Source organism: Thermosporothrix hazakensis (genome assembly GCF_003253565.1).
GTDB classification, from domain to species: Bacteria; Chloroflexota; Ktedonobacteria; order Ktedonobacterales; family Ktedonobacteraceae; genus Thermosporothrix; species Thermosporothrix hazakensis.
On the sequence record NZ_QKUF01000023.1, the window covers coordinates 37415 to 50465 of the forward strand.

The following is a 13051-nucleotide window of genomic DNA, read 5'->3' on the forward strand; positions in this document are numbered from 1 at the left end:
AAATACATTTGCTTGAAAGGAGATACGCTATTGAACGGGAATCTTTTTCAGCCTCCCCCTGCTCAAGGATTTCATCCGCCGATGGCTTCCTTCTCGGTTGCGGCTCCCTCCCCTTCCAACCAGTTTCCTATTACGCTGACGAAAGTCTCCCGGAAGTATGGGAAGAAATGGGCGCTCAAGGATGTCTCACTGACGATTGAGCCGGGAGTCTTCGGGTTGCTCGGTCGTAATGGAGCAGGCAAAACGACTCTGCTCAACATGCTGGCAACTCTGCTAGAACCCACCTCTGGTACCATCACGATTGGTCCATATGAGAGCCGTCGTCAGCGCTGGCAGATTCGCTCGCTGCTTGGCTTTCTGCCCCAGGAACAGGGCTTCTATCCGCAACTGACGGTGCGCGAGACGCTTCGTTACATGGCAGAGCTGCAAGGACTGACCCGGATCTCGACGCATGTTGACGAGGCGCTTGAAGCGGTCAATCTGCGGGATCGCGCCCGTTCGCGTGTGGGGTCGCTCAGTGGAGGCATGCGCCGCCGTCTCGGGCTGGCTGTGGCTCTCCTGGGCAAGCCACCGGTCATCATTGTGGATGAGCCAACGACGGGCCTTGATCCGGTGGAGCAGCAGCGCTTTCGGATGCTGCTTGGCACGCTTGGCGCACAGGGCGGACAGACTATTCTGCTCTCAACGCATATCGTGGGCGATGTGGCAACGGTTGCGGGACGGCTGGCGGTGCTGGAAAAGGGACAGCTTCTCTTTCAGGGCTCGGTGAGTGAGCTGGCACAACTGGCCCGAGGAAGGTGCTGGCTCTGGCGTACCACACTGGAACAGGTGAATGCGCTGCGGCGGAGCGGTCAGCTTCTGGTGGCTTCGCTCACGCCGATTACCGATGGGAGTGCCGCACCGAATGAGGTGATTGCTCGTGTGGAGGGTCCGCGCCCTTCGCCCTTTGCGATACCCGCTGAACCCACCCTTGAGGATGGCTACTTCTTATTGATAGGAGCGACGACGTTGTATGAAGAACAGCATGTCTCTGAAGGCTGAGCGCGCACATCGCGTGCGTGGTCCGCTGCTTCACGCCAGAAATCTTCTCTCTGTCTGTCGGTATGAGATTCGGCTACAATTGAGTTCTGTGGCAAGCTGGCTCTGCGCCCTGATCATCTGCCTCTATATGGGCGTGATAAACTGGAATATGAGCCATAACCCTGATATGGAATACTATCAAGAAACGGTCCGGCAGGGAACAGGCGCCCTCGGTATTCTGCTGTTTCTGCTTCCGTTTCTCTGCTTACTGCTCTTTCGGCGTGATCGACAACGCAAGATTACCGCACTGCTCTGGACGCGTCCGCTCTCAACAACAAGCTATGTGGTAGGTAAGTGGCTGGCAATCTCCCTGTTGTCCTGTCTGATTGGCTGGTTGGCGCTGCTTGTTGGCTGGATGATGTTTTGCGTGGTCCTGAAAACGGTTGTCTCGCTTGATCCCTGGTTGCTGCTGGCCGCAATCTATGCTGTCCGTATTCCTCTGGTTGTCGGAGTTGCGCTTTTTGGTATCTGCCTTGCGCCCTTCCCGCTGCTTGGCGTTGTGCTTACCTCTGCTCTGGTCATCTATCACTTTCTCTTCTCTGTGCATTCGATGCTCGACCCGCTGAACCTGACCGCTACCACGCTTTATTATTCGGGAAGCATCGGCACAGGGCCAGATGGGGCACTGCTCTGGGCACAAACTGGCGTGATGGCCGGGTTGGCGCTGGCGGCGCTGGCGTTAGCGGTGCTGTGCTTCCCCTTGCGTGAGCCACAGGCAATGGCGCGGCTCGGTGATCGTCTGATGCCGTTGGTGCTCCTGGTGCTGTGTGTGGCGCTCCTGGTGCCAGGCTTGCTGAATATACAGCAAACGAGTGCCTCATATCGAAGTTTGGGGAAGAATCCTGTTGAGCCGGTTGCCGCGCGTGTATCTCAGTTTCATGTCTCGGCAACGATTGACCCGAAGGCCGGGACCATCGATGGCACCAGCACGTTTACGGTGACGCCAGAACGGGGCGGTCTGACCTCGTTTCCATTCGCTTTGAATCGAGGTTTGACGATTCAACAGCTCACACAGGGATCAGCTTCACTCCCATTTCACTCTTCTGCCGGCTGGACGCAGGTTGAGCTTGCCCATACGCCTGCTGCCAAAGGAGAGCCGATTACCCTGACTGTGCACTATCGTGGTTCGCTGGTTTTTGGACGCAATGTATATGGGATGACAGGAGGCGGCAAGCAGGCAGATTCTGTGAACCCTCTTCCCTTTATGAGCTATATCGGGCAGGGGCTTGCGTTTCTGGAAGGCGCTGGCTCAAACTGGTATCCGCTGCTCTGGACGCAAGAGGCCGTACAGCAGGCATTCCGCTTGCCACTTGATACGCTGCATGTTCGCTTTCCGGCCTCCTATCAGGTGTTGAGCTCCCTGGGGACAGTGCGGCGCTCGGCGGATGGACAGTGGCTTGAAGTGGTGCAGCAGACACGCATGCGTTTTCCCGATGCTGCCATTGCGGCCCTGGCTGACGCTCAGCAACGCTCGTTTGATCAGGCGACGCTCTTCTATCGTGCTTCCTTTATGCAGATGCAGTCGGAGCAGATCTATAAGGCGTATGTGCGGCAACTGACCGCGCTCGATCGTTGGTTAGCGCCCGACAAGCAGAAAGAGCAGCATTGGGATGTCGTTGTTGTGCCGTTCCTGGAAACTCCATTGATCGGTCAGGGATTGGCCTTCGTTCCAGAGTCAAGAGTGCTTTTTGTGCCTGGCCCGCTGACTGCTTCTTTTGTCTATCGAAAAGCAGGAGACTCTATTGCTGTAAAGTGGTGGTGGAATAGAATAATGCCAGAAATGCAGTATACTGCAACAAGAGGCGATGAAAGTCTTCAGAATCCAGAACCTACTTTTATGCTTACAGGAAATTCGAGAATAAATACTATGCTTTCGGGATATAGTGCGACAGTGACAACCGATCAAGTGCTTGGCAATGGCTACCTGCAAAAAGCAATGGATGTCTGCCAGCGCTTTCATGAAAATACCCTGCCGGGTGCTGGCCAGTTTAAAGATCCTGCCCTCACAAACAAGCTCCAGAAGGAGATGAAGGATCTGGGCATAGAGATGTGTGATTCGAGTGCCCTCTATCTCTATCGTGTACAGCAGGAGATCGGACATGAGAAGCTGACCCGGTTTCTTCAGCAGTATGGGCAGCAGCCAGGGGAGAAAAAAACGCTCGATTTCCTTCAGCAGCTTGGACAGTACATCGGGCGGGATATTACGCGTGAAGCTGGTCCCTACATTTGTTCGGGGAGATCAGCAAGTAAGGAGAGTACGGACCCGCTGCAATGCGTGCGTAACGAATAGGAGTGCTTGCAATGCTTCATACACCTGTCTCACCGCTGACGCCCGGGCGCCTCTTCAGAGCGAAGACGCTATGGTATGAATTGCGCTGGTCTGTAGGATGGAGCTGGCTGGTCCCCTTGCTCCTGATCGTGGGCTCGTTGGCGCTTGCTCGCCTGACCTATGTCCCTCTCTATATGCAACGGCAAGCTGATGGTCCGCCATTAACTGCCGAGCAAATAGCCGCGTTTCAGGAAAAAGACCCCGGCCCTGATTATGTGGTGGCACTCCGCAATGACCTTGAGCGGTTTCTTCCACCCCTATCGCTCTTTCTCACGCTTGGTCTGTTGGCTCGTGAATGGCAACAGGGAACGCTGGCGCAGTTAGCGCTCCGGCGTCCTTCGCTGGTCGTGCTGTTCGGGCGCCTCTGTATTGTCCTGCTCTATCTGGTGATCTTGATGTTGCTTGCCTCCTGGGGTGCCTATTCGCTGCTGCGCAAGCCGCCGGCGGATGTCACCGTGCTGACGAGCATGTGGGAGATGCTGAGAACAGTGTTCCCCTCGATGCTCCTGCTGATTGCGATCGGGCTCTGTACCGTCCATCTGACCGTGAGCAGTATTGCCGGATACCTGCTTCCTGTGGCCCTCTGGCTTATCAACCTGCTTGCCTGCCAGTTTATGACAAGTGGGGGACAGAAGCATGATGTGGTGCTCTACCTGCTGTTTGGCTGGTACTATCATGATCAGGCGCTCAATCCTGATAACTGGTGGATTGGCAAGTTGATTTTGCTGGTGGTGGCGCTGGTGCTGCTCGGGTTGCAGCTTCCCCTTGTGCGACAGGAGGCCCGCTTTATTCGCAATACCGGTGATTGACACGAAGCCGTGGGTGCTCCTGTTCGCTATGAGCGACAGGAGGACTTGTATACCGGAGAGAGGATAGACCAGCCGCGAAGCTGGCCCTATCTTCTCGATCAGCTTTTGTTCCTCTTGGAAAACGCCAGGAGATTGACCCCACAAACAACGAGCATGATGCCCGCGAGCAGTGATGCCACGATAGACCACGATATATGAAGATATGCCTCACGGAGCACAAAGAGGAGAAACACGACCAAAGGGACGGCGCTGTAGGTCCAGAGAAAGGTGTTCTCTTTTGTGTTTGCCTCTCCATAACGGACTTGCAAAAACAGGCCAGCAAGAAAGAAAATCAGAAATCCAAAGCCTACATAATATGGGACCTGTTGCGCTTGTATCATCCATTTTCTCCTTTGCTGCTACGAGGGGGCCGGATGTTCGTTGTTCTATGCTGAGCCGGAAGCTGCCTTGTGTCTGGATAGCCGTGTCCAATGGCGGTACTGAAAACATGCGTGCCCGGAAAAAAGACCATTTCAGAATGAATGAACTGGAATATGCCTCTTTTTCATCTAAAAAGGGCTTGCTGTACGCTACTCTTGTATACGCATACGGGTGGAATGACGTATCAGTTTCACATGCTCGTCTGCTGGAGATGATCGCTTTTTGAGAGAAGAATACAGGTGAAGCCGGAGTGAAATGCAGCATTCTCGCTTGTTGTGCAGAAAATCTCAGGGGCCGGGAAAGTGGTCAGTGATGTGGAGGCAGGCTATGAGCCATGCAAAAAAACACGCTTCATAGCCCTGCTGTATGACAGATTGGCGCTTAAAGGACCTTCTTCAACGCCTCATCATAGGCTTTTGCCTGCGTCGGCGTGAACGCTTTGGAGACGCGCAGTATGACCGATCCGTGGATGTATTCATACTCAGCGAACAGTGCGCTCCCCGATTGAGAGAGAGCCTGCAAGTACTGGAAACGCTTCTGCGCGGTCTGCTCATTCTCAAATACCTCAATAGAGCCGCCTTCATCGATGCTGATTTCAGCGCCGCTGTTCGTGGTCGCTTCAAGTGAGGTATCTTTGAAGTTCACCTTGCTGGTATACTGGCCCGGCCTGCCAAGAAGCTTGTTCGGGTCGTTTTCCTCGGTATAGGTGAAGCTTTCCCCGATCTTGAGACCCTGTGCTTTCAACGCCTTCAGGATCTCGTCGGCGGTCTTCGGTTTGGCCGGTGTCGGCGAGGGCGTTGGGGTTGGCGCTGCGGTGGTAGGCTGTGCTGTCGGTGAAGATTGGGCTGGGGATGAAGTCTCTCCACAGGCGGCGAGAAGACAACACAGGAGCAGTGCAAACAAGAGGATAGTGACCTTTTTGATTTTCATGGGCAATATGCCTTTTCTAGATGGAAAGATTGAAATACCTCAGCAGTATAACGGAAGAAGCGACAAAGCACAAGGGCTTTTGGCTGCAAGCCCTAAAAAATCCTTGTTTTTGTATATATCTGCGTTTTCGCTTCTCATACATGTTGTCTTTTGCGCTCAGGACATTGTTGCAAAGGAGCTAGCAATCAGCTTGCGTGTAGAGAAGGAAGCTTGCAGCCCGGGAAGCTCCTCCTGTACCAGGAAACAACGGCGACAGGATGCGCGCAGAAAAGAAAGACCCCTCCCGGTTCTGTTCAGGAGGGGATTGTGCTCCGGAATGCGCTCTATTTTTTTGCTTGCGGTTTGGTGGCAGGTCGGGGTTTTCGTGGAGTCCAGGGAAGATGTACGAGATAGGCAAACACTGGTATCAGCATCCACGAGAAGGGCAGATAGTAGGCCCCATCAGGAAAGAACAGGAAGAGCAGGGAAGCGACAAAAACGACTGGCGGAACCAATGCGCTGCGGAGGCGATGATCCATGTGCCGCAAGATGGTCGGATCTTCAGGCGCCAGGTTGCGATGGAATCGCGTATAGAACAAGATGAATACAGAGGCGATACCACAAAAGGCCAGGTTGAGTGTATAGAAGACAGTCAGGATAGGAACGCCATAATACGTGCCGAAGAAATTGGTTGAGACGGGGATGAGCGCGATAATGAAAAGCAGGATGAGATGCGCCTTTGTTAGTCTATCATTGATGTGCTCGACGTTTGCCATCAGGCGCCGATGCGCCATCCAGTAGTTCGCGATCACAAGGAAGCTCACAATATAGCTGAGGAATTGGGGGAAGAGCTCAAAGAACTTCTCGGTGATCAGGGCATGGTTGCGCGGGTCGAGCCCTTCCGGAAGCCGGATATCAATCACCAGCAGCGTAATCGCGATGGCAAAAATGCCGTCACTGAGCGCAACCAGGCGATCCTTGCTATACCACTTCTCGGGGTCGGCCATCTGTTGTTTCTCTAACTTCATGTACTACTCCAGAGAATACGAATTAGCGGTTGTTCTGTTCGTGTGAGAGCACGCGGTAAAGGGGCCACATGCCTTTCTGTTCAAACAGCATCTGTTCCATCGCATTATAACATAGGCTGAGTATGAGTTCAGGCAAAAAGAGGGTGAATATGCAGATGTACGAGCTCATATGCCGTTTTTGGCTGTTCACGATCCATTCGCGTCCTGCGCGATCGATGATCAGGACTGTGGAGTCCTATTTTGTGCTGGATGGATGCCGGGATGTACTGGCGGTGCCGAGCGCTGGAATGGCCTGCCTCCTCTGTTGACGTGTAGCTCGAACAAGAAAAGGAGAAAAATACTGGAAAAAAGAGAAACGTTGACAGAAAGAAAGAGATCATGCTATGCTTGCCCTGTAGCTGAAAGAGCAGAAAAAAGGAAGCGATGCTACTCAAACTCTATAGATGAGCTATTCGGTTACGGGACCAGCTTTTGTTGTGATTCGTGCAGGAATCAGGTTGGGGAGGATTCGTCAGGATGCGTGTACCAGATCCTATCTCTTTCACCGATGGGCAGCGACACTATATCACTTTAAATGCGCTGGCTCATCTACTTCAGATACGCCACAGGACGCTTCGGAGATTGCTTTTCTCGTTTCACATGGTGCCACATAGATTCCCGAAACTCTCGTCGCTGTATCTTCGCGAAGAGGATGCGAGGCGGCTGTGTGACTACTTCGCGCAACTACGCAGGCATGAAGAGCAACGCGACTGCGTCACGATGGATGAGATTGAATATATTTCTGTACAGGCTGCGGCGCGCCTGTTAGGGATATCACCTGTTCTCCTGAGATGCTATCAGAAACGCTATGGCTTTGAGACAACAACATTCCCTCTATGCAGGGGAGTCTTTCTGCGTCTGGCGGACATCGAAGGATTGCAGAGGCGTACGTCCATTCTGCCTGAGAATTCAGAGGAGTTTCTGCCGATCTCAAAAGCGGCAGCCCTGCTCGATACAAGTGGGAAGAAAGTGTATGCCTATCTCCAGCGGGCGGGTGCGCCATTGTATATGCGCTCCTCCGGCTCGACGCTGTACATGAGAAAGTGTGATCTGGAAACGATCAAGGAGTTGCACGAGCGTGAAGAACGGGCCACTCGTCCCGCGCTTGTTTGTGATGAGACAGGGCAGAAGTATATTGCAATCACGTTTCTGGCAACGCTCTTCGAGCGCTCTGTGCAACGGATCAGAGTAAGAATCGCTGCCACGCCGATGACTATCTATAGCATTGATGGATCGCGATATATCGCCTATGAAGATGCGCTTCGAGTCGATATTCAGGGGGTGTTGCCAGCGGCTCCTTTGCGATGGGGGAGCGCGCAGTTGATCCAGCGTGCGGAGCTTGCCGTGCGGCTTCCGGGGCGAAAGATCTGTCTTGAGGGGTGTGACTATCTCTCGATTGAGGCCTGTGCATGGTCGCTCGGTGTTACAGCGTCGTGGGTGCTTGCCAGCGCGTTCCGCTCCTCTCTCCAGTTCTATCGGTTTCCGAGGCAGGGGAAAGCCTCTTTTCTCCGTCTGGCTGATTTGCTCACGCTGGCCCAACAAAAGCCGGTTGCCTTCTGGCTGGATGAGCATGGTGAGGAATGGGTTTCGGTTTCGGCGGCTGTCTCGCTGCTTGATTGTCCGCGTTTTCTGCTTGAGCGATATATGCAAGCGTATAGTGTCGTGCCTGTTCCCTTGCAGAAGGTGCCCGGCTTATTTATCACCAGAGCTGACCTGTCTCTGTTGCGAGGCGTGATTGAGAAGGCCGAGTAGGCTCGAGTAGCAAGAGGAGCCAGCGGACGGGTACTTCTGTGAAACGGCTCTGTCTGTTTGCGAGATGCTCTATTGATCGGGGTGGATATCTTCCTTTATATATAGAGTCCGAGGAGCGACACAGAGGGAGCTTGTCTGCCCGGGCACCTTTTCCGGTAAAGCGGTTGCTATCACTCAGGGAAGGGAAGCGCTTTTGTTTGCCCTTTCACGGGAGAAGGCGGCTGGTGAGCCAAAAAGAGCAGGATAGAAGAAGCGTTTTCTCGCCTCCTCGGGTAGACTGTCAAATAGAGATGCAGTGGAACTATGGATTGATCGAAAAGAGGAAAAAGGATAGAAACCCATGTTTGAAGATATTATTGCAACGGTGGTATTTGTACGTGATCTGGCAGGAAGTACAGCATTTTATCGTGATACACTCGAACTTCTGCTTCTGGAGGAAGATGCTACATCTTCGACCTTCCGTCTCAATGCGGGCTGCCTGATCTTGCTCTCGGCGGAGGGCGCTGCTGATCTGCTCAATACCGATGCTTCGGCGTTAAGGCTTGATGGCGCTCCTCGTGGTCTGCTGGCTGCCAGTGTAAAGAATGTGGATGCAGCCTATGAGGAATTGACCGCAAAAGGGGTTTCGTTCTTCCGCCCTCCAACCGATCAGCCGTGGGGACTGCGAACAGCGCACTTTGCCGATCCAGAAGGCAATCTCTGGGAGATCAATCAGCCCATAGCAGCAAACAAATAGCGATCCGGACCGCGTGAGGCAAAAAGTCTGTGCAAACGCGGTCCGCGCTGTTGTTAGCGGCTCCATCCCAGGGCACGGAACCACTGAAGGCACTGTGGGCCCCAGCTCTCCTGAAGGCCAAAGCCGTGACCGCCGAGGTTATCGCGAACGTAGGTGTATGACACGCCTGCGCGTTGCAGGCTCGCGGCATAGCGATCTGAGTGCGCGACGAGGATATAGCCGTCCTCGGTCGAATGGACAAGGAAGGCCGGTGATGTCTGTGCCGTGACATGGTTCTCGCTGCTGAAGAGGTCCATTTGTTTCGCATCGGGCGTCCTTCCCAGAAGCGTTTCAAAGATCTCGGGATTCATGGTGGTGCTGATTACCGGATAGATCAGGGCGTGAGCGTTCAGGTGAGAGGACTGGAGCTCGATCGGGTCTGCGGCCTTCGGTTGCCCGGGCTCGGGGTGCGTCGCGACCATGCTGGTCAGGTGGCCTCCCGCCGAAAAGCCGAGCATCCCTATTCGTTCGGGATCAAGTCCCCAGGAAAGGGCGTGATGGCGCACGAAGCGAACGGCTCGCTGAGCGTCTTGCAGGGGAATCGGATGGTGATAGGCGGGGGCATGTCGATAGCGCAAGACGAAGGTTGTCAGACCATGTTGAGCTAACCATTGCGCGACGGGAGCGCCTTCATGATCGGCAAGCATTCTATAGCCTCCGCCGGGACAGACGATCACCACGGCACCGGTTGCTCGCTCCGGCGATGGCAGAAATGCCTGAAGAGTTGGCATATCCTGTGCTGGTATTTCAGAAGAAGGGGACGCCCAGAGCGGAAAAAGAGCGTTCTGTGTCAGGGATATCTGCATTGGTTAAACCCGCTTTCTTTGTCGGATATGTTGTCGAAAGATCGTCTTAAAAGCCTGGTTTGAAAACTCTATCGCGTACGAACCCGCTTGTAAAGAGGGAACAGGAGAAAACCCGCTCGCGCCTGTAAGCTTCTTGAAGCGAGACTCGTTGTTCCAGAGAAGCGGGTCACTTGCTTGCTTTCACCGGGGCGCCTCGCTTTCTCCTGTTCTTTGAGAGTGTTGTATTCGCTTGCCTGCACGCATATGCAGGGAGCTGGCAGGCTATGGTTTCCCGCTCGGAGTCTGCTGTATGGCTCTTTGCATGCTACAGAAGTGAAGCATTATATACCGCGCTTCAAACGGGCTCTTCACTGGCAAGAGCCGGACGCATTCCCTGTTGAAGCTCATCAATAGTGCGCGCTTTGAGTCGGGCTGCTCCATGCGTGGAGCGCGGCCTGACACGGGTTCCCTTGCGTTCCGCTTCTTCAAGGCGCTGCTGTGCCCCGGCGATCTCACCGCGATACTGAGGGAGCCATTGTGCCTGAGCAACAAGCAACTCATCGGTCATCTGCCAGACCTCTTCAGGGTTGCAGATGGCGGCAACCAGCGGATCGTGAAGCATGGCCTGCTTGAGCAACGTCACGTCACCGTGGACAGCGGCCTCCATACCCATTTCTTGCACGCGAATGCTGGCGGAGCAGGTCGCGGCACAGGCCAGCGGGAGCCGCCCCACAACGGGCATATTGATCCCGGTGCCGTCAACATAGCCGGGAATCTCGATAACACAGCCATCAGGCAGGTTCGAGATGTGCCCCTGATTGATCACGTTGAAGTGTCCTCGGTACACGCGACCCGTTTCCAGGGCCTCAATAATGTAAGAGCCGTGTTCTGAGCTGCGATGGTCCGGGGTGAACTCCATTGGCGGAGCCTGAAGCCAGCGCGGGAAATCAGTTTCAAACCAGTTGCGTTGCTCGCTGCAATGCCGCAAATAGCCGCCCGTCTCGCCATGAATCCAGTCGGAGAGATCGATCCATTGCGGAATCTCGGCGGGGCGTTTGCGGTACCAGGGGAGATACTCGCTCAGGTGTCCGTTCGACTCGGTGCTGTAGTAGCCAAAGCGCCGCAAGACATCGATACGCACCTTCTCAGTTTGCGGGTATGTGGGATGTCCTTCAAAGAGTTCAAGCATACGAGGGATCATATCGATGCCGCGCCACTCTGCCTTGAGGAACCATGTCTGATGATTGATGCCAGCCGCGATGACCGCTACATCCTGACTCTTCACCTGTTCATGTTCCGCAAGCAGGCCTTCTTTCTTCGCCCAGTGTTCGATGCAACTGGCGATCTGGGCATGTGCATGCTGAACGCCGTGACAGAGACCGATCGTCCGAACGCCGCCATACTGGTTACAGGCCCAGGTGTTCATTGCCATTGGATTCGCATAATTGAGAAGGAGTGCATGCGAACTGGCGACCTCCCGAATATCGCGACAGATATCGAGCAAAACGGGGATAGTCCGTTGCGCATACATCAGCCCGCCCGCACAAATGGTATCGCCGACACACTGATCAATACCATACTTCAGGGGGATATCGATATCTGTCTGAAAAGCGTCGAGCCCTCCCTGACGAATCACACAGAGGATATAGTCTGCCCCTTCCAGAGCGCGTCGACGGTTGGTGGTCGCCTCAATCGTGGCGGGCACCTGATTGGCCTCGATATCGCGCTTACAGAGCTGCGTCACCATATCCAGATTGCGCTGTGAGATATCGGTGAACGCGAAGGTCGTGTTTGCCAGTTCGGGGACGGTCAGGATGTCACCGAGAAGCTTCCGGGTAAAACCGATCGAGCCAGCGCCGATAACTGCGATTTTCATGCGAGTACTTCCTCCTCTTCAAGAACGCTCTTGCTCTCGTTTCAGCCTTTCTCTCTCAGTATAGTCAGCAGTGCACTGTTTGCACAATGGTCTCTTTTTGCGCTGGATGGTCTATTTGTGATGGCTGAGAACGTCGGGTTGATGGTAAAAGAGAAGCTTGTATGGTATAGTTTTGAACAGCGGACATCTACCAGTCAAGGAGCGGGTTGATGGATCAACTGTTGCAGCGCTTGCGCCGGCTTCAGGCATCGCAGGAGGGCGCTTTGTATACCCCGCGCTATGGGGCGGAGGTGTATGGCGTGGCGCTGGAGAAGCGCACGGCGAGCGATTGTTATGATTGGGATGGCAGGAAGCGCGGCGGCGATGCTGCTCACCCATTTGTGGTGTTTCAGTACACGCTGGCCGGGCAGGGCTGCTATGCGGAAGGACAGACCGTCACCCGAATCCTCCCACAGACTGTTTTTCTGGCGGTTGTTCCCTCGGACAGCCGGTATTATCTGCCTCCTGACTCGCCCGAATGGGTCTTTTGCTGGCTGATTATTCGTCATCCCTATGTTGTGCAGCGCCTGATGCAGCGCATCGCGAGCGTTGGCCCCATCATGCAACTGGATCCTTCGAGTATGGTGCTGGCGCGGGTTGTTCAGTTGCTTGAGGGGATCTACGATGGCACCTTTCATGACGTCTTCGCGGAAGAGCTGGCTCTGTTTCATTTCCTGATCGAGTATGAGCGGCTGGCCCATTCGCTGAGCTATGCGCCCGATGTGCGGGAGCAGCTCTTGCAGAATGTCCGTTCGTACGTTTTGCAAACGCTCTGGAAGCCAATCGAGGTGGAACAGCTTGCGCGAAGATATGGCATGAGTCGCAGTCATTTCAGCCACTATTTCAAGCGGAACACCGGGCTATCGCCAGCTCAGTTTGTGATGCAGGTGCGCCTGGAAGAGGCCACGCAACGGCTCTTGCAGAGTGATCTCACGCTGGAAGTGATCGCCCGCGAGACGGGATTTGCCAACGCCAATCATTTCTGTAAGGTCTTTCGGCGCCATATGTATCTCAGCCCCGGAGAGTTCCGACGACAGATGCGCCCGTTTTCGCGTCCCGGGAGTCGCCCATAAGCGACGAGACTACCCCTTTCTGTCTCCTCCTGTTTACGTATTTGTTTATATCCTCCATTTCCCTGTTTACGCAATATTTACACCTTCCTTTTTATACTTGCTAGAGATGAATCATCTGTTGAAGCGGCTGACGCTGT

General features: G+C 54.3%; 11 protein-coding genes. 7 read left to right on the top strand and 4 right to left on the bottom strand.

Features of this window, described 5'->3' with window-relative positions; translation table 11 throughout:
- Positions 1-30: 30 nt before the first annotated feature.
- The 4 genes from EI42_RS23300 (at position 31) to EI42_RS33445 (ending at position 4864) form a co-directional block, all read left to right on the top strand.
- Positions 31-1041 (top strand): ATP-binding cassette domain-containing protein, encoded by a 1011-nt coding sequence (locus EI42_RS23300; RefSeq protein ID WP_111325049.1) that lies wholly within the window; start codon positions 31-33, stop codon positions 1039-1041.
- On the top strand, positions 1025-3370 hold the full coding sequence (locus tag EI42_RS23305) for an ABC transporter permease/M1 family aminopeptidase (RefSeq protein WP_111325050.1): 2346 nt from the start codon (positions 1025-1027) through the stop codon (positions 3368-3370). Before EI42_RS23300 ends, EI42_RS23305 begins: the two co-directional genes overlap by 17 nt.
- An 11-nt stretch (positions 3371-3381) precedes the next feature.
- Positions 3382-4218, top strand: coding sequence for a hypothetical protein (locus tag EI42_RS23310; RefSeq protein ID WP_111325051.1), 837 nt, complete (start codon positions 3382-3384; stop codon positions 4216-4218).
- A 355-nt stretch (positions 4219-4573) separates the two neighbouring features.
- On the top strand, positions 4574-4864 hold the full coding sequence (locus EI42_RS33445) for a hypothetical protein (RefSeq protein ID WP_211326323.1): 291 nt from the start codon (positions 4574-4576) through the stop codon (positions 4862-4864).
- Between the two features lie 155 nt (positions 4865-5019).
- On the opposite strand, the gene EI42_RS23320 is transcribed toward EI42_RS33445, so the two are convergent.
- A complete protein-coding gene (locus EI42_RS23320; RefSeq protein ID WP_111325053.1) occupies positions 5020-5568 on the bottom strand; it encodes a hypothetical protein in 549 nt (182 codons plus the stop codon).
- 323 nt (positions 5569-5891) lie between these two features.
- Positions 5892-6575 (bottom strand): TMEM175 family protein, encoded by a 684-nt coding sequence (locus tag EI42_RS23325; protein WP_111325054.1) that lies wholly within the window; start codon positions 6573-6575, stop codon positions 5892-5894.
- 516 nt (positions 6576-7091) lie between these two features.
- Between EI42_RS23325 and EI42_RS23330 the strand changes: the two genes are divergently transcribed.
- Together EI42_RS23330 and EI42_RS23335 are read left to right on the top strand one after the other, a co-directional pair.
- Positions 7092-8366, top strand: a complete 1275-nt coding sequence (locus EI42_RS23330) for a MerR family transcriptional regulator (protein ID WP_111325055.1) — start codon at positions 7092-7094, stop codon at positions 8364-8366.
- A gap of 340 nt (positions 8367-8706) precedes the next feature.
- Entirely contained in the window at positions 8707-9102 is a 396-nt protein-coding gene (locus EI42_RS23335) for a VOC family protein (RefSeq protein ID WP_111325056.1), read from the top strand.
- 53 nt (positions 9103-9155) lie between these two features.
- Here EI42_RS23335 and EI42_RS23340 read toward each other — a convergent pair whose 3' ends face one another.
- Together EI42_RS23340 and melA are read right to left on the bottom strand one after the other, a co-directional pair.
- Positions 9156-9872: an alpha/beta hydrolase gene (locus tag EI42_RS23340; RefSeq protein ID WP_211326324.1), complete on the bottom strand. Its 717-nt coding sequence runs from the start codon at positions 9870-9872 to the stop codon at positions 9156-9158.
- A 409-nt stretch (positions 9873-10281) separates the two neighbouring features.
- The gene (gene melA, locus EI42_RS23345; protein WP_111325058.1) at positions 10282-11802 is read right to left on the bottom strand and encodes an alpha-glucosidase/alpha-galactosidase; all 1521 of its coding nucleotides are present in this window, start codon (positions 11800-11802) and stop codon (positions 10282-10284) included.
- A gap of 209 nt (positions 11803-12011) precedes the next feature.
- Here melA and EI42_RS23355 point away from each other — a divergent pair, with 209 nt between their 5' ends.
- On the top strand, positions 12012-12914 hold the full coding sequence (locus EI42_RS23355; RefSeq protein ID WP_111325060.1) for an AraC family transcriptional regulator: 903 nt from the start codon (positions 12012-12014) through the stop codon (positions 12912-12914).
- The last annotated feature ends 137 nt before the right edge of the window (positions 12915-13051 follow it).